Source organism: Afipia sp. GW823-FHT06G09, assembly GCF_058794875.1.
Genome location: NZ_JBXAHF010000002.1, coordinates 236,850 through 254,670, shown reverse-complemented (window position 1 = coordinate 254,670; position 17,821 = coordinate 236,850). Strand labels below are relative to the sequence as shown.

Below are 17,821 nucleotides of genomic sequence, written 5' to 3'. Positions count from 1 at the left end.
ATCTCTCTCTCGCAAGACAATCTATTTGACAAATTGGCAAAGCGGCGCCCAGCCACTGGCGCATCTTACGTTAGAGTTCTGTTGACAGTGTAATACCCGCACAATGTGCAGTTGCCCGCCCGGGTTTGCGGCCAAGCATAGCCCTGCTGAACCTCAGGGCTGTCCGCAATGGAAGGAAGCACCCCATGGACTTCGGCAAAGACCCCCTCAGCGGCATCCTGATATTTGTGCTCGGCGTCCTCACCTTGGGAACGGCGGTATATTTCCTGGCTCTGCGCCCCCCACTTCTGCCGGAAGACATCCGATATTCTGGAATCGACATTGCGACCTTGCCACCGGCATTTCTCGTCTGGCTTGGCGTCGTGTTCCGGAGCTGGGGCGGGTTCATTGCCGGCTTCGGGATTGTGCTGCTCGGTATCGGAACCTTCATGCTGACAGGGCGCACGCGGTGGCTTTCTTGGGCAACTGCGGCTGGCGTTGTCGTTGCCTTCGGACGTTTCGTTTACGGCAATCTCGTCCTGAGTTCGGACTTTCTTTGGTTCATCGCGGTCCCCTTCTTCCTGGCAGTAGGCGCTGCTCTGTCCCTGCTGTTGAGGTGCGGGCGATAAGGGCACAGGATGAGCGGAGGACCGGACCTGTGAAAGTGCAAGCAGCCAAATGGGCTTTCCGACAAGGCAGGATCGTGAATGCGATGCCCCCAAGAGACAGTTGTCTTTTGGAGGTTCGGCAACGCGTGCAATTCGGGATTGGATAAACGGATCGCTCGAAATTTTCTTGGCTTAGTTTCCTAGAACCGCGGGCATACCCAGCCATTCGAAGTGCGGTAACGTAACAAACGCCATAAGGCCGAGGGCACCGGCCACAGCCGTGGCCCCGGCCAACGGCAGCCAGAAGCGAACCGGCCCGGCGACGATGGCGACCGACAACCGGCCTAGTGCGTTCGTCGTGAGTGCGAGAAGCACTGCATGCCCGACTGCCTCTACGGTGGCCTGTTGCCCGAGAAGCCGCAGCGCGCTGAGCACCGCAACGTCAACATCGAACATACCCGAGACGGCGGAAGTCGCTACCATTCCACTGCTGCTTCCGATCGAGAACGCAGCGCTCACTGTGGAAACGACCGCGAAAAACCCCGCGAACAGGGCCAACGGTCCCAGTTCGAAAGGGTTGCGTGGTGGTTGTGTCGCTACGCCGGAGATAGCATGGCGCGAGAAGAAGAGAATGCCGCAGAGCGTAAAGCCACCAATCGCCGCCAGAATGGCCAAGCCCACAACGCCCAGTACGGACGGCGCGACGATTGCAACAATCGCGGTGACCCGAATCAGGGATACGGTTGCAGCTAGACTAGCCGCTCCCGCCAGCGGCCACTGGTTTGCGCCGGTCCTGGCGCTTCGTGCCAACGCCAACGTTACTGCGGTGGACGAGATGACCGCTCCCGCGAGACCGCTCACCAGGACACCTCGAGTCGTACCGAACGCCCGAACGGCAATATAGCCAAGGAAAGAAACGGCGGCCGTCAACACGGTGAAGAACCAGACCTGCTGAGGATTGAAGCCGCCCCAGGGATCGATAGCACGATCGGGCAGCAACGGGAGGATGATCGCCGTCATCACGGCAAGCACAAGCGCCGAACGAAGTTCGATCCAGGAAATTCGCTTGAGAAGTCCGTGCAGAAGATCACGACTGGCGAGAACGGCAGTGAGTGCTGTCCCGGCGGCGGCGGCGGCTCGATGGTCCCCGACGACGGCGAGAGCCCCCAGTGCGAACACGCTGAGCCCGGCGACAACGCCGGTTACGCTGTAGTTCTGATCATGAGCGGATTCACGCACATTGTACCACGCGAATACGGCGGTAAAGCCAAGGAAGCCCGCGATCAGCACCGAGGGCGCGTTCAGACTGACGGCGAGCGCCGCGATGATACCACCGAGCAATCCCGCGATGCTGTATGTTCGGATGCCAGCAGTGCGGCCACCGTCCGGGGTTTCCCTTTCCCGCCAGCCGCGCTCGAGCCCAACGAGTAATCCAATCGCCAGAGCCAGGCCAAGCTGAGGGATCAGCGAATCCACGTCGTGCACCGTGTCAAAAAAGCCTGGGTCCGGTTGCGATCCACTGACGCGGGAGAGGTTGGTCCTCCGGTTGCATGGCGAGCGTCGTATATGCGCAAGGCTTTGTTTCCTTCTAGCGCGACAAGGCTTGTATGACCAGACGGCGAGTATTTACTATCTACATCAGCTCGACACTAGCAAAGCAATGGAGGCGATCGAGGTGTGCCAAGACATCAGCGAGAACGATGCGATTGCACCCGTCCACAATCACCTCATGGTTCGACCTTGATGATATCGCCGGACCGGGCAGCGTATTCGAGAGCATAAGCGAGTTCGCCGCGCGTCTCGGCATGGACATGAAGCATTGGCTGGCCCTTATCAATTTCGTGGCCCAGCCGCACGTCCATGCGAACGCCGGCAGCCTTGGCCTCGGGGGCTCCGGCGAGTTTGGCCAGTCGGGCGAGCTTTCGGTTGTCGATATGGACAATACGTCCTGCATGCGGCGCCACAAGCGGGTGAACGTTGGAGGCGGTCGGGGGTGTGCGCATGCCGCCCTGCGCCTCGCAGATGGCCTTAAATTTCGTCCAGGCTAAACCTTCGGCAAGCGTTTTGAGCGCGAGCCGAGTCCCTTCGCCCTTTTCGGCTTTTCTGCCGATTTCGAGCGCTGCGCCCGCAAGCGCCGCGGCGCGCCTCCTAAGGTCGTCCGGTGCATCGTGTGCATTTTGAAGGACAGCCAGGATGTCGAGAGCCTCAAGGGCCGGCCCGATACCCCGGCCGACGGGCTGCGACCCGTCGGTCTGGAGACATGTCGCGGTGAGGCCGAAGCGTGCTGCGACTATGCCAATACGCTTAGCAAGGTGATCGGCGCTCTCTTCGCTGCGGACCTTTGCGGTCGCGCCGACGGGAATGTCGATCACCACATGGGTCGAGCCAGCGGAAATTTTCTTTGACAGCACGGAAGCAATGAGCTGACCTTCCGTATCGATATCGAGTTCACGTTCGACGCGCAGAAAGATATCGTCGGCTGGACTGAGATGCACCGCCCCACCCCATGCGATGCAGCCGCCCTCGGCCTCCACCACACGCCTGAGCGTCGCAATGTCGAGGTCGACTGGCGCAAGCGTCTCCATCGTGTCAGCCGTACCCGCCGGCGAGGTTATCGCGCGGGAAGAGGTCTTGGGCATGATAAGGCCATGTGCCGCAACGATCGCGACAATTATCGGCGTGGTGCGATTGCCCGGCAGACCGCCGATACAGTGCTTGTCAATGACAATCGGGGTATCCCAGTGCATGCGGTCGCCCACCTCGACCATCGCGTTGGTCAGGTCGGCGGTTTCCTCCTCATCCAGAGGCAGGGCAGCGCCCGCTGTCAGGAAAGCGGCAAGATGCACGTCGGTGTACCGACCCGCCACGACATCCTTGACGATCGCCGCAAAGGCGGAGGTGTTGAGGCGGTTGCCGTAGATGCGCCGGCGGACGCTTGCCAGCGATTCGAGCGCGGGGGCGTGTGTGACTTTCACGGCCTCGCCGTTAACAATGCCGAGGATTGTCCAGGCGGTCTCCGAAAGCGCAATCTCGTCGTGCGCGACTAATCCGTCGCCCTCAACCTGGAAGAGGGTTGCCTGTACTTGTCGGCTGTTGGTCGAAACGAGGATCTGCGATCTTGCGGTAAGGCCCTCCGATCGGCAGACATGGCAGTCTGTGCGCATGATGACAACCGCCTGATGCTGGGTATGGAGGCCAAGACGTTTGGCGCGGAGCGTCGGCTGTGCGACTGCGTCGTTCGGTTCGAGGGCGGTCATAGATCGAACGCCTGATCCTGACGGGGAACGGTCGCGTTCCACCCGAGATCCTTGTCGATGCGAACGCGTAGCGCCTCAGCCGCTTCGGGCTCGCCGTGCACGATGAAGACACGCGAGGGGCCGTGACGGAAGCCTGAGAGCCAGCGCATCAGTTCGTTGGCGTCCGCATGAGCCGAGAGCGTCGTTAGATCGTCGACCTCCGCGCGAACTGGAATCCATTCACCGTGGATCCTGATCTCCTGAGCACCCTGCAACATCGCTCGTCCTCGCGTCCCGGCGGCCTGGAAACCGGAAAACAGGATCGTATTTTTCTGATCAGGCGCGAATGTCTTCAGATGATGGAGCACGCGGCCGCCGGTCGCCATACCGCTCGCGGAGATCACCACCTTGGGATAACGGCTGGCGGTGATTGCTTTGGAAGCTTCGACATCTCTTGTATAAATTGCAATTCCGCAGATCGCGCCGCAGATTTCCGGTGTGAGGCGATGATCAGAACGGTGCGCGTGAAGCAAATCGGTCGCGTTGATCGCCATGGGACTGTCGAGATAGATCGGAATGTTCGAAAGTCTGCCGGCGGTCTTCAACTTCCAAAAATGATAGAGCAGAGATTGTGCTCGACCGACGGCGAAGGCTGGGATCACGACGGTGCCGCCGCGCTGGACCGTCCGCTCGATAACGGCGCCGAGAAGCTCTGTGGTGTCGCCCGGCTGATGGACACGGTTGCCGTAGGTGGATTCGACGACAATGTAATCGGCTTTCAGGATCGGCTCGGGATCGAGCATCACCGGATCGTCATAGCGTCCGAGATCGCCGGAGAAGGCAACGCGGCGGCCAGCCCATTCGATGTCAGCGGTTGCGGCACCCAGGATGTGCCCGGCATGACGGAATGTCAGCACCGCGCCACCCGGAAGCTGAACGGTCTTGCCGAAGGGGATCGGCGAGAAGAACTCAACCGTACGTTCCGCGTCGTGAATGCCGTAGAGCGGCAAGGCGGGCTTGTGTTTCGAGAATCCCTTGCGGTTGGCGTACTCCGCATCCTTCTCCTGAAGATAGCCGCTATCTTTAAGGATCATCTCGGCCACATCGCGCGTGGCGTCGGTTGCGAAGATGCGGCCTCGAAAACCGTCGCGCACAAGCTTGGGCAGATAGCCGGAATGGTCGAGATGGGCGTGGGTCAGGACGACAGCATCGATGCTGGAAGGCTCGATCGGCAATGGCGTCCAGTTCAACTCGCGCAAATTCTTCAAGCCCTGGAATAGGCCGCAGTCGATCAGAATGCGCTTTCCGCCGTGAGAGAGAAGATGTTTCGAGCCGGTGACGGTTCCTGCACCGCCGAGTGAGGTGAGTGTGAGCATGACGGCCTTCAGATCGAGGGTTGGAAAAGATCAGCCGGGTCACCCCGTCCGTCGATGGCGTCGCGTTCGGCTGGCGTGAGCAATTCGTTGCGCTGCCACCCGGCAAGCGCGGCCGCTGCATCGATCAGGTGAGCCCAGGTGCAGCGATTGGCGAACAGCATGCCGGTGACGTCGAGCGTGCCACCGCGGCTAATATAGCCGCGTGCGACCGTCCGTGTCGGGCCGCCGTCCAGCCGGCGCAACAGGCCGAGCATCGGCTCAGGCCGCGTATGCGTGACGATCACGCGGGGAAGCTGCGGAGGAAACAACGCGGCAAGATCCTTGTCGCTCGCGGTGAAGGCGGCCTCAATCGGATCGCGCGGCGCACGGAAGCGACCCGGCTCAGCCATCGCCGTCACGAGGGCTTTGAGGCCGCGCGCCAAGAGGCGTTGTGACACCTTGAGCGCCTCCTCAAGCTGATAGGCTCCGATCGCTACCAATTGCAGGTCGGGTTCGCCGGGATTGCCGTCGATATGAGCCGCACCCTCAGTGACGAAGCGGCTCGCGGCTTCACCGTCGAACCGGTGCGGCATGTCGCGCTTCGACACAATGAGACAGGCTACCTGGCCACGCCCCTGGTAGACCGAACGGAGCGCCGCCATGGCGCTATTGGCATCGACAGGAAATATAACACGGGCGGTGTCCGACATTTCGCCGAGCAATGCCTCTCCGATCGTCGGATCCTGGTGCGACTGCTCGTTCTTGGAGTTCTCCCAAGTATGGGAGGTTACGACGAGGGGGACTGAAATCCAGCCGGGTTTCTGGCCGATCTCACGCTGCCGCCGGGCGAAAACGATCTCCTGACGCAGACCTCCAAGCATCTTCATAGCGAAGGCTTCGTAGCTGACAATCAGGTTGATCCCGCCTTTGTTGGCAAGCGCCGCACCCGCCACTGCTTCCTCGTTCAGCGCGGTGATGACGGCCCCATTCACTGCCTCCGCGACGCCGGGTTCCGACGCGTTGACGCGATGCCGCAAGCGATTAAGGGTCGCGCCCATGTGGTTGGAGCGCAACTCGTCGGGGTTGCCAACTCGCGGTCGCAGGTCCGGATTGGCGTCGACGACGCGTACGAACCAGCGATCGAGCGCATGCATGGCGCAGTCGGGCGGCTCGCCCGCGCGAGTCCATTCGGGTTCGGGAAGCTGAGGCGGCGGCGGTTGGCGGATTGCCAGCGAATGCCTGCTTTCGGGCGGTCGATTTTGATGATCGTGGATGGCAAGCGCGCCAACCGCGCTGTCGATCTCTTCGGGTGATACAAAGAGAGTGGCACAAGCTTCGTTGAAGGCGCGTCGCGCCGCTTCGTCCCGGAACGGATTTCCATCGATCGGAAGATTGTGCGCGGCATTTGTGCCAGCGCCCGGAAAGCCGAACCCCTTGACTGTCTCGGCGATCACATAGGGCATGGGTGCGGGATAGGTGTGGTCGGCATCGGCGGCGAAGCGTTCAAGACGCTCCTCGGCCGTGAGGATCGCCCAGGCGAAGGCGGCTGGGTCACGTCCGTCCACGGTGAAGGGATCGAAGCCATTATGGCGAAGATGGGCTGCGAGCCAATCGGAACCGCCCTGCTGGGCGATCTGCGCGCGCTCCTCGATGCGGCGTCCGTTGAGAATCATGACGGGGATCGCAAGGCCCGAATCCTCGGCGCGCCACCAGCGGGGCGTCCAGTCGGAGCCGCGCTGCTCCTCGAAAGCACCGTCGCTCAGGAAGGCGATAAGGCTCTCCCCCGGAAGCGGCATGTGGATGTATTGGACTTCCGCGAAGCCAAGATAGCCGCCTTCGGAGATCGCGCCAGCGGTGTTGGGACCGGCATGGCTCCCGAGCGGGACCGCGGCGCTACCCTCCGCATCGATGGCATAGGAATAGAAATCTGCGGCGAGTTGAGAGAGGCCCTTCTCGGTCCGGTCGTATCGGCCTTTCTGTGCCGGCGAAACATCGCCGGTCAGCGCATTGACAGCTTCGATCGCGGCGACGCAATGACCTTGCCCCATTATCCAGGAGCGGGTCGTTGCGGTGATCGAGTTGGCGGCGAGATAGCCGACGAAGGCTGGAACCATATTGAGTGAGCCGCCAGTATGGCCTTCGGGGGTTGGCTTGAAGGCGTCCGCCGGCAATGGGGCGCCGGACAGATCGACCCGGCGGGCATAGGTCATATGGACGACGGTCCACATCGCCGCGCAGGTCAGCCGGTCGGCGGCGGCGAGTAGGTTGTAGAGCGTGTCGGCATCAAGCGGTGCGGATGCTGCTAAGTTGGCAATTCGATCGGCTGTTTCAGCGCTGTGTTGAATCGGCCCGTAACCCTTCCGCCATTGCTCGAATGCTGCCGATTTCAATTCGCTCATACTTCCTGCCCACGCTTGTGTGATTGTGTTCCGTGTCCGGGCATTCCGCTTAGGCGACGTCGCAGTTGACACCACTCGGCCGGGTCGAATGATTGTTGGCAGAATTGCTCCGTAGCTCGTATCGGGTTGTCTAGAAGAGGACCCTGAAAACGAGCAAGGTCGCCAGCCCAGCCAGGACAAGCCAACACGACCGGTAAAGCGCTTTCATCCAGACGACTTCCGGTCGCCCAAGATCGCGTTCGGTCGCGTGCTTGTCGTACATGCCCCAGCCATGCATCAGAGCTCCTGTGACTAGCACGAATAGAGCTAAATCGGCGATGTAGGGCGACGCCATCGCTCCCAGCCCAAGGCCGAGAAGGCCGGAGCCAAAGGATGACGCCAGTTCTGCCCGCTTCAAACGAGAATTGGATGCCGCAACGGGGTCGCTCTGCTTCACATGCCGTTCTCCGGAGGGGCTTCGGCATCATCGTCCGGCCGTCCATGGCGGAGGATCGCTGGCCGGAAAGGAGTCCATGCCCGCTCGCTCAACCTCATCCAGCGGTTCCGGTGGCCGACGGTGACGGATCAAGTCCTCCTCGGCTTTATCCGCGAACGCGATGGCGGACGCAATCAGCGGCGCGAGGGGAATGGCATTGCTCGGATGCGAAACACTGTCACTGGAGACGATCCGCTGTGCGACGGCCTGAAGACGCTCGTAGGCGTCGTCGGCGAGGACACCATGGACTACTGCACAGATCGGCCGTGGCAGCCCCTGAAGTGGCAATTGCCGGGCCGCCTCGATCATCGTGCGGCCGGAGGAAGCGATGTCATCCACGAGAACCGGTTGCCGCCCACGCCATTCCGAAAGATCAGGGAGTTCGACGTCGACGCTGCGGTCGCCATGGCGAATCTTGCGTAGCACTGTGTAGGGTGCGCCGATGCGTGCTGCAATGGCCGAGACCCACTGGTTGCTTTCCTCATCTGGCCCGATGATGAAAGGCTTTTCCACTTCTGCCGCGATCCAGTTGGCGAGAAGTGGCGCGGCATGAAGCGTCTCGGTTGGGATCGTGTAGAGAGCGGAAAGAGCGGGATAGCGATGAAGGTGTGGATCGACAGTCACCAGTCGATCGAAGGTCGAGGACACGAGGCGGGCGAAGGTTTTTGACGTTACTGCCTCGCCGGTAAGAAAGCGACGATCTTGCCGCATATAGGCGAGATAAGGCGCAATGAGCGTGACCTCGCGCGCGCCGAGCGACCGGGCCGCATCGGCCGCGAAAACGAGACGCAGGAAGCCGTCGTCCGGTCGCGCCAGTGTGCAGACGAAATCGACGCGTCGGTCCGCGACATCCGATAGAATCCGCACATAGGTTTCTCCGTCGGGAAAATGGCGTGTCTCGATCTCGCCAAGCTCCCATCTTCCGGCTTCTGCCAAATGGCGGGCGAAGGTCTCGTTTCCGGGTAGGGGCAGAATCAGGCGCATGACCGTCTGCTCGTTTGATCCGGCGACGCCTTCATTTGTGCCGCCTGTAGAAACGCAGAAACTGCGCGTTGATGGCAACGATGACAGTACTGGCCGACATGAAGACGGCGGCGACGGCCGGGGTCATGAGGAAACCCGTTCCGAAGGTGATGCCGGCCGCCATCGGGATGGCAATTGCGTTATAACCGGTCGCCCAGATCAGGTTTTGCACCATCTTGCGGTACGTGGCGCGCGACAGGCCGAGGATTGCGGCCACATCGCGTGGGTCGCTCCTGACTAGGACGACGTCGGCGGATTCCACGGCGACATCGGTACCGGCACCGATGGCGATCCCGAGATCGGCTACGACCAGCGCCGGCGCGTCATTCACGCCGTCGCCAACCATGGCGACCTGCAGGCCGCGGGCCTGCAACTCCTCGATCTTCTCGGACTTCTGGTCCGGCAGCACCTCGGCGAAATACTCAGCTATGCCTAATTCCTCAGACACCGCTTGGGCGACTCCCTTGGCATCGCCAGTGAGCATCACGGAGTTGATCCCGAGCGCCTTCAATTCCGCGATGGCGTCCTTCGATTCCGGCCGGACAATGTCGGCAAGCGCGAACAGCGCGCGCGGCTCTTCAGCGCGGACAAGAACGACGACGGTCTTGCCTTGACTCTCTAATTGCTTGAGCCGCTCGTGGTCAATCGCCTTGCCTTGCCTGGCGAGGTGGCCGGGACTGACGATACGGATGTCCTGACCATCGACATTGGCAACGATGCCTTCTCCGGTGATGTTGCGAACATCGCTTGCCTTCGGGACGGTCAAGTCGCGATTCTTTGCTTCGGCGACGATACCGTGGGCAATTGGGTGTTCGGACTGGCTCTCGGCTGCGGCTGCGAACGCGAGTTCCTCGTCCTCGCTGCCGCCGGTGAGCAGTACAATGTCACTGACTCCAAAACGGCCCTCTGTCAGCGTGCCGGTTTTGTCGAAGACGACCGCGTTGAGGTTACGCGCCCGCTCGAACGCCGCACGGTCGCGGATCAGAAGTCCGTTCCCGGCGGAAAGCGACGTGCTGACGGCAACGACGAGTGGAACGGCAAGGCCGAGCGCATGCGGGCAGGCGACGACCATTACGGTTACCATGCGCTCGAGCGCAAACTGGAGCGACGCACCGAGCACAAGCCACCAGATGAAGAACGTGCCGAAGCCAACAGCGAGAGCGATATAGGTCAGCCAGGCGGCAGCACGGTTGGCGATATCCTGTGTCCGCGATCTTGTAGCCTGCGCCTTCTTCACGAGATCGATGACTTGGGCGAGATAGGTCGCATCGCCGGTGGCGGTCACTTCGATGGTCACGGCATTGGCGCCGTTGATCGCGCCGCCGATAGCGGTGGCGCCAACCGTCTTCGAGACCGGGCGGGATTCGCCGGTCAGCATCGCCTCGTTGAAGCCGGATGATCCTTCGATAATCGTCCCGTCTACGGGTACCTTGGCGCCAGGGCGGACGAGAACCCGATCCCCCGGCTGCAATGCGGAGATGGAAACCTCGTGCGTTGAGCCGTCGGCGTCGATTTTTGTTGCGCTGTCGGGCAGCAGGCGGACCAGTTCCTCAAGTGCGCGCGATGCACCCATCACGGAGCGCATCTCGACCCAGTGGCCGAGAAGCATGATGGCGACCAAAGTCACGAGCTCCCAATAGAACGGTTCTCCCGGAAAGCCAAAAGTGGTGGCGGCCGAGAAGAAGTAGGCTGCCGAGATCGCCAGCGCGATCAGGGTCATCATTCCGGGCTGCCCTTTTCGCAGTTCGGACGTAAAGCCCACAAGGAACGGCCACCCGCCATAGACATAGGCGATCGTCGAAAGAGCGAATAGAACCAGTCCGTCTCCAGCAAAGGCGAGCTTTTGGGCGATGCCTAGCCAGTGCTGGATCATTGGCGAAAGAAGCAGAACCGGCGGCGTGAGAATGAGCGTGACCCAGAACCGTTTGCGGAAGTCAGCGACCATTGCGGAGTGGTCGTGGCCACCGTGCCCGGCATGCTCGGAATGGCTGGAGCCGGCAGCGGCCACAATCTTGGCATCGGTATGGTCGTCTGGCCGTCGGCCGACTGCATGACCATCGTGGTGGTGGGTATGAGGCCGATCGGAGGTCATTTTACGCACCTGCTGTTTGTTACGGCCTTCGGGAGAATATGGCGCCCATGGAATGTTTAACGAAGCTTGGCCCGCGTGAGACGCGAGCGCTATTTCATGCGGGGTCTGTTTGGTCGCTGCTTCCCCAAAGCATGTCTTTGATCAAGGTTAAGTTTGCCGATCGTTCATCTCGTAGGCAAGCTCAACACTGACAGCCTCTTTGCTCATTCGCCGGGCCATGCGATGCCGCACTCGGAGAGAAGGAGGCCGATCAAGTGGAGATGGGCTAATAACCGACCATCACGCGTTCCACGTACCAGCGCTTGCGGGCACGAAGCCCTTCGCAGCAAGAAACGATATCGGCCTGCGTCAGTTCCTGTTTGTCGTGAATAGCTACACGGGGCACAACTGAGATTACTCAGCAGTCCCCAAATTGGAGTAAGCCAATGGCAAAGAAAGCAAAGAGCCGATCTTCAGAGGACCATGCAAAATATAAGGCGTTATTGCACGAGCTCCAAGTTGAGCTCGTGAAGGTCCAAAGGCATATTATCAAGCATGGACACAAAGTCTTGATCTTATTCGAAGGTCGCGATGCGAGCGGTAAGGACGGCACGATCAAACGTATCGTCCAACACCTTAGTCCGCGCGAAACTCGCGTCGTAGCGCTAGGCAAGCCGTCTGACAGAGACCGCGCCTCCTGGTACTTTCAGCGTTATGTGCCGCATTTGCCCTCGGCCCAGGAGTCAGTGCTCTTCAATCGCAGTTGGTACAATCGAGCGGGTGTCGAGCGGGTAATGGAATTCTGCACGGATCGTGAGTATGAGAGCTTCTTGGAGGAAGTCGTTCCGTTCGAGCAAATGCTCATCGGTTCAGGAATTCAGATTCTAAAATATTATCTGGACATTGGTAAAAAAGAACAGAAGAAACGTCTTCGATCTCGCCGTGACGATCCGCTAAAGCAATGGAAGACGAGCCCCATCGACAAGGTGGCGCTGAAACACTTCGAGGGTTATAGCGAGGCTCGGGACCGGATGTTGGCGAGAACGTCGAGTCCTATCTCTCCATGGATTGTAGTTCGCGCCGACGATAAACGTGTCGCGCGTCTTAACGTGATCCGCGATCTGCTTGCGCGTCTGGCTTGCCCCGAGACGAATGAGCATCTGGCGGTGCCGGATGCCAATGTAATTTTTACCTACGACGAAGCGCACGCTAAAGCAGGATTGCTCGCAACGTGAACGTGAAACAGCACGAGCAGGGATCATTGCAAACATGAACCGTGTAGGCCAATCGACGACGATATGACGACCCATTTATTTCAATTGTCTCGCCAAAAGTTGGTTTCACGCTTGCGATCGGTCCGCGATCAGGGCTGCGGTGATCGTATTTGAAGTCCAGCACCACAGCTTGTGAACCTGGACGCTGAACCGTTACGCTGATCGTGTAGAGATCGGCATACACGTTGTAGTAAGCACCATAGGTAATCGTATTGGCGATTGTCATGGGCTCAAGTATTTTCTCCGAGAGTCCGATCCCGGAGATCTTTGCGGTCACGGTCGCATCCGTGATTCGTATATTACTAGCGGAATCATAGACCGCGACAACGACGTGGTGTTCGTGCTGGCCCTTCGGCGCTCCGCCATGCATCGGTCGCTCGGCCAAGTGAGGTCCAGGGCCTTTAATGATTTCGGCCGGTACCACACCGAGATAGACAGTCAACCCACCCGCCGACTTGGTGTCATCGCTTTCCGCGGCTTTCGCAGGACTCCATGTCAGGATGACCACGGCAAGCAGCACGACGACAAAGCCGAAATGCTTCTTGGATGTGATCCAATAGCGCGATGCGAGTCGTCGTGATTGTTCTCTCATGTCACCCGCCTTCACATGTCAACGCGATTCCTTGGCAACCAGCTTATGCGCTACGCTCAGCACTCTGCCTCGACCGAGCCTAGGCGGCGGACTGACGGATACGACTTAGACGCGGAATAAAGGCAGGCACGCGCGCGGCATAGTCAGTATAGGACTTGCCAAAGGTAGACGATGTATCTCGTTCTTCTTGCCGTGCGAGGCGGGCGTACATCCAGACTAGGAAAGGAAACATCGCAAGCGTCAGAATGGTCGGCCATTGCAGAAGAAATCCGAACATCACCAAGACGAAGCCAACATATTGCGGGTGACGAACGTAGCTATAGGGTCCGGTGGTCGCCAGGCTATGACTTTTCTGGGCTTCGTAGAGCACCTTCCAGGCCGCTGAAATCAGGATGAACCCGCCGCCGATGAAAACAAAGCTTAGAATATGAAATGGACCGAAGTGCGGGTTTCCCTGCCAGCCGAACAACTCTTCGAGAAGGTGCCCGGCGTCATGGGAGAACCAATCGATGCCGGGATACCGGCTCTGGAGCCAGCCTGATAAGAAATAGATTGTGAGCGGGAACCCGTACATTTCGGTGAACAACGCGACGATAAATGCGCTGAATGCTCCGAACGATCGCCAGTCGCGGCCCGTTTGCGGTTTGAAGAAGCTATAAGCGAAGAAGATGAAGATCACTGAATTGACGATGACCAAGCTCCAGAGACCGTAGGCGGGCGCGGCGTCGCTCATGTGCCATCCCTCTTGGTCCCGGCATCCGATTGAGATCCGGTATCATGCCGCGAGTGACCTCCATGTCCGCCATGCATGAACAAATGCAAGAGCGGACAAGCGAGCACCAAGAGGAAAAGCCCCCAATTCAGGACGTGGGCACGATGCTCCGTGAAGAGCAGAAATCCAGCGATCGCGAGCAGGACCAGAAGGGCAATACCGGTTCGTGACGTCAGAAATCGGCCTTCTGGCCCAGAAGGTCGGTCTGCGTGATCATGATGTGACATGCGGTTCTTTCATAAAACAACCAGCGTATGCAACGCGCAGCCAAAGCTCATTGCGTCACTCTGCAATTCTTGAGTCCGTCGTCGATTATCTTCGATGTCGAAACTCTCGTGAAAAAGTATCGCGACCGGGCACCGGCGTATTTAATCTCGGTTAAACAAACTTTGCTTAGTGTGAAGCCGCTGCCAAATCCCGGACGCCGATGGCTCCTTCAGGATGGCATACACATAGGTCGTCCCTTTCGATACGCTCCGATGGGCGCCGGCACGGCGGCCAGTGAGTGCAGATACGCGGGGGCCGGGCTCCCCGTCAGCAGGCTACCTTCTGATTTGACCATGACGGGCTAAACGAGGGGCCAGAATAGAAGTTCCGATCATGCGAGGCACATCCGAACTGAACTGGTAAGTGAGATCGGAAAGTGTTTGACCTCCACCGGCAATTTGGAGAAATCTCCATTGCTCGTTCAAAATATCGCCAGATTAGGTGCAATCGTTCGCGGGTGGCGATGAAGGATATCCTCATGTGCTTTTCGGCCGAAGCCAGTTTCACTGCCGCCGCAGTTCTAGTGTTGGCTGGTGCTGTTAGCGTGGTTCGTGCCTACAAGACTGATCGCAGGTATCTCCCCATTGCCGCTCTTCCTCTTCTATTCGGTTTGCAGCAGGGGTTTGAAGGTGCGGTCTGGATGGCAAACGGGAATGCTGCCTTGGTCGCGCAATTTTCGTTGGCCTACATGTTTTTCTCTTGGCTTGCGTGGCCGGTTTGGGTTCCATTCTCCGTGTATTTCCTGGAATCCGAGCGACGCAAACCCCTTTACTTGGTGCTCGCTATTGTGGGCGGCATGCTCGGCGCCATGCAATACTTCCCTTATTTTGCACATAATGACTGGCTCACGACGCAGTTCCTACCGCGCGTCATTGTCTATGAGGGCAAGGAGCTTTTTGACTATATCATCGGTCGCCACACGACCTATGCAATCTACGTTGCCGTCGTGGTGGGATCATTGCTTTTATCACGCGAGGCGAACATCAGGATTTTCGGACTGTTAGTTGCCACGGTTTTGATCGTCACTTATCTCTTTTTTTCATACGCCTACATCTCTGTGTTCTGTTTCGGCGGAGCGCTGATGTCCCTCTATCTGGTGTGGATAATATTCGGGGGTGGCTGGCGTCCGCGAACACCGAGGGCTCACGCCACCGGACAAATCGCCTGATTGTCAAAGCTGCCAGCAGCAATCTGGGCGCATACCCGGCAGCAACATAAGAAGGACGGTTAGCGTATCGAACCAGGGTCAGCTGGGATTCGACAATGCGCTCCGGACAACATCATGCTGTAGCTGCGGCGCGGGTTCGCCACATATCAATTTCGCTATATATGCATGAAGGATTCGCGACGAGAGCCAGTCCATCAAGCCCTTGGTAAACTGGAAAACGAGGTCACAAGCTCATCGACGGTACAACTACAAGCGCCGAGACGAACGTCGATACCAGCGGCGTGTAGCCGCTGTTTTTCGGGTTTATCGATGAATCCGCAAATCACTCGCCTGGGCTTCAATTCCAGAATGAGGTCACACATCGATTCGGCGTCCGATCGCTTCCGTGGACGAAATTCTTTGGAGCCGTTGGCCGCATTGATGAGCAAGATACCGTCACACTTGCCGAAAAATGGACATAGCAGAGATGTGGACCCAGAATTCATCACCAGTACAGCAGTCGGCACTGCCGACTGGCCGGATGCATTCTCGGTCACGAGTTTCCTATATGTACCCAACATTTTTAAAAGATAGCCAAAACCCAAGCTTCTGGCCTTAATCTCGATCAGACATCAAGCACATCATTACATAAGATTTGCACGACCGGCGCGAATTGATACAGATCAAGCCACTGGGCGGCGGACACGATTATTGAAATTGCAGTGTGTCCTGTGTCCTCGGAAATTGAACGAGCGCGGCATGTTAGCCTTGCCATCGCCAAATCGGCCCAATAGTGCAATCTCGCTTTTAGAGCGTGGTGGAACGGTGCTGAAGTGGGCATCGCTTGTCGCGGCGATCCTGCTCTTGTTTACGTTTGTGACCGTCATGCCCTCGTATGCATGCCAAGATGGCGATAAGTCGGCACCACATGTTACGCAAGCCGCGACTAAGTTGATTGCAAAACAGCCGGCTATAGTCGCCTCTGTTGCCAAGCCTGCAATTATAACTGTCGCTCGTTTTGATGAGGAATCAGGCTATCGTCATGGTCTTGAGGTCGGCTCGTGCTGTGCTGGTTGTACGGCAGGTATGATTGCTACGGGCTGGTCCGCTGCTCAAAGCCTCATTTTGAAATTGGATTTTCCACTCCCCCAAACGTACCTGTCTTCGATTCAATCGGATAGCCAGTTTCGACCCCCCAGAATCACTCTCTGATCAAGCTCTCGATCGAACACGCCATCGCTGGTTTCGCGGGTGAGCAGCGTTCGACCGGAAGGCAATAGATGCTGCGGGTCTCGGTTCTCGAACCCGTCCTTGATGAGACATGTGTGCTCAGTTCTTTGGGAGTCGAAAGATGTTAAGCTTGATGAGTGTGGCAAGAAAGATTTCCTCAAATCGTCAAACCAGTCCGGTGCGCGGGGATGACTTTGATGCCGACCGCGCAACGCGCGGGTTGGATATAGATGACCGCTATAGGTCAACAGATCGCCAGATTAAGGCGGGATGTGATCTATTCCGCGCCGGTGAGAAAGGCGATGCAATCTACAGCCTCATCAGCGGGTGGGTTGCCCTGTATAGTTTGATGGAAGATGGTCGTCGGCAAATTCTCCAGTTCGCCCTGCCAGGAGCCGTGCTGGCCTTTATGCCTACACAGGGTTCAGTGATGAATTATAGCGCGCAGGCCCTTACCGATGCGACCGTCGGCATCATTCCGCATTCGAATCTTGGGCGTCTTGCTATGAGCAATCCTGAGATCGGAATGCAGCTTGCAGGTCTCATCTCACAAGATCGTAGCTTCGCTTATGACCATTTGTCCAGTATGGGTCGACGTTCCGCACGAGAGCGGGTGGCATACTTGCTTCTCGAACTGTTCATTCGATGTCGGCTGCGTTGGCCAGGACATCGCAGCGAGGAAATGTATCTGCCGTTGACTCAGGAGCACATTGGTGACGCAACGGGTCTCACCCACATTCATGTCAATCGGGTGTTGCGAAATTTACGAAAGGAAGGGGTGGCTGAATTTCACTATCGACGCCTTCGTATCCTAAATCCGGACAGACTCGTTGATGTTGCTGGAATCGATCCGCGTGTTGCTATGGCATGGATCGATAGTGATTTGTTGAATGAGGAAAATGCCCAGCGTTTCCTCTACTAGTCTCACCCATTCACATCCATCGACGCTGCGATGTTGTTAGCGTCGCGTCGTCGGCAGCATTTAGATATTCTGCTCCGATTGTGCGAGCCTTGAGCTGCTGATTTGCAGCGGCCATCATGTTTGCCTAAGAAGGGACCATCTTGAATCATAATTAGAGACTGGATCGTTCAAATCGGGACGGTGACAGCAGATTGCTCTCTCGGATTGCCCCGTCATGGAAGCGCTTTAGCTTTTCTCAAGACGACGAGCATTTTGAGAAGGTTGCTCGGTGAACACGATCTTACCGAAGCACTTCGGAAACTGTCGCCTGAGGTGATCCATGTCTGGTGGAGGTCACGTCATATTCCTCCATTATCTTCTGCGTGTCTCAGAAATGACTGCGGTGCAGAGGGTTATGTAGGCGTTCTACATGGGGATCGTGATGCAGGCTTCTCGGTTTCGGAAGCAGGAAAGCGCTCGTATGTAGCTTCG

The 17,821-nt window shown here is 58.3% G+C and carries 15 protein-coding genes; 5 read left to right on the top strand and 10 right to left on the bottom strand.

Annotation, left to right across the window (positions count from 1 at the left end):
- Positions 1–185: 185 nt before the first annotated feature.
- A complete protein-coding gene (locus AC1Q67_RS08835; RefSeq protein ID WP_492234413.1) occupies positions 186–608 on the top strand; it encodes a hypothetical protein in 423 nt (140 codons plus the stop codon).
- Positions 609–779: 171 nt separating this feature from the next.
- On the opposite strand, the gene AC1Q67_RS08830 is transcribed toward AC1Q67_RS08835, so the two are convergent.
- The 7 genes from AC1Q67_RS08830 to AC1Q67_RS08800 form a co-directional block, all read right to left on the bottom strand.
- Entirely contained in the window at positions 780–2,063 is a 1,284-nt protein-coding gene (locus AC1Q67_RS08830) for an MgtC/SapB family protein (RefSeq protein WP_492234414.1), read from the bottom strand.
- 251 nt (positions 2,064–2,314) lie between these two features.
- Positions 2,315–3,844 carry a thymidine phosphorylase family protein gene (locus AC1Q67_RS08825; RefSeq protein ID WP_492234415.1) on the bottom strand — a complete coding sequence of 510 codons (1,530 nt, stop codon included), beginning with the start codon at positions 3,842–3,844 and terminating at the stop codon, positions 2,315–2,317.
- Positions 3,841–5,199, bottom strand: a complete 1,359-nt coding sequence (locus AC1Q67_RS08820; protein ID WP_492234416.1) for an MBL fold metallo-hydrolase RNA specificity domain-containing protein — start codon at positions 5,197–5,199, stop codon at positions 3,841–3,843. The genes AC1Q67_RS08825 and AC1Q67_RS08820 overlap by 4 nt, the downstream gene beginning before the upstream one ends.
- A gap of 8 nt (positions 5,200–5,207) precedes the next feature.
- On the bottom strand, positions 5,208–7,577 hold the full coding sequence (locus AC1Q67_RS08815) for a phosphoketolase family protein (RefSeq protein ID WP_492234417.1): 2,370 nt from the start codon (positions 7,575–7,577) through the stop codon (positions 5,208–5,210).
- 130 nt (positions 7,578–7,707) lie between these two features.
- A complete protein-coding gene (locus AC1Q67_RS08810) occupies positions 7,708–8,013 on the bottom strand; it encodes a hypothetical protein (protein ID WP_492234418.1) in 306 nt (101 codons plus the stop codon).
- Between the two features lie 27 nt (positions 8,014–8,040).
- On the bottom strand, positions 8,041–9,036 hold the full coding sequence (locus AC1Q67_RS08805; protein WP_492234419.1) for a ribose-phosphate pyrophosphokinase: 996 nt from the start codon (positions 9,034–9,036) through the stop codon (positions 8,041–8,043).
- A gap of 31 nt (positions 9,037–9,067) precedes the next feature.
- Positions 9,068–11,167, bottom strand: coding sequence for a heavy metal translocating P-type ATPase (locus AC1Q67_RS08800; RefSeq protein ID WP_492234420.1), 2,100 nt, complete (start codon positions 11,165–11,167; stop codon positions 9,068–9,070).
- Between the two features lie 425 nt (positions 11,168–11,592).
- Between AC1Q67_RS08800 and ppk2 the strand changes: the two genes are divergently transcribed.
- The gene (ppk2, locus tag AC1Q67_RS08795; protein WP_492234421.1) at positions 11,593–12,381 is read left to right on the top strand and encodes a polyphosphate kinase 2; all 789 of its coding nucleotides are present in this window, start codon (positions 11,593–11,595) and stop codon (positions 12,379–12,381) included.
- Here ppk2 and AC1Q67_RS08790 read toward each other — a convergent pair.
- From AC1Q67_RS08790 to AC1Q67_RS08780, 3 genes are all read right to left on the bottom strand, one after another.
- Positions 12,356–13,012 carry a hypothetical protein gene (locus tag AC1Q67_RS08790; protein ID WP_492234422.1) on the bottom strand — a complete coding sequence of 219 codons (657 nt, stop codon included), beginning with the start codon at positions 13,010–13,012 and terminating at the stop codon, positions 12,356–12,358. The genes ppk2 and AC1Q67_RS08790 overlap by 26 nt on opposite strands.
- Before the next feature lie 79 nt (positions 13,013–13,091).
- Entirely contained in the window at positions 13,092–13,745 is a 654-nt protein-coding gene (locus tag AC1Q67_RS08785; RefSeq protein WP_492234423.1) for a methyltransferase family protein, read from the bottom strand.
- Positions 13,742–13,876, bottom strand: a complete 135-nt coding sequence (locus tag AC1Q67_RS08780) for a DUF2933 domain-containing protein (RefSeq protein ID WP_492235683.1) — start codon at positions 13,874–13,876, stop codon at positions 13,742–13,744. Before AC1Q67_RS08780 ends, AC1Q67_RS08785 begins: the two co-directional genes overlap by 4 nt.
- 551 nt (positions 13,877–14,427) lie before the next feature.
- Between AC1Q67_RS08780 and AC1Q67_RS08775 the strand changes: the two genes are divergently transcribed.
- The 3 genes from AC1Q67_RS08775 (at position 14,428) to AC1Q67_RS08765 (ending at position 17,350) form a co-directional block, all read left to right on the top strand.
- The gene (locus AC1Q67_RS08775) at positions 14,428–15,219 is read left to right on the top strand and encodes a DUF6629 family protein (protein WP_492234424.1); all 792 of its coding nucleotides are present in this window, start codon (positions 14,428–14,430) and stop codon (positions 15,217–15,219) included.
- Positions 15,220–15,957: 738 nt separating this feature from the next.
- Positions 15,958–16,410, top strand: a complete 453-nt coding sequence (locus tag AC1Q67_RS08770; protein WP_492234425.1) for a hypothetical protein — start codon at positions 15,958–15,960, stop codon at positions 16,408–16,410.
- 139 nt (positions 16,411–16,549) lie between these two features.
- A complete protein-coding gene (locus AC1Q67_RS08765) occupies positions 16,550–17,350 on the top strand; it encodes a Crp/Fnr family transcriptional regulator (protein ID WP_492234426.1) in 801 nt (266 codons plus the stop codon).
- Positions 17,351–17,821: the final 471 nt, after the last annotated feature.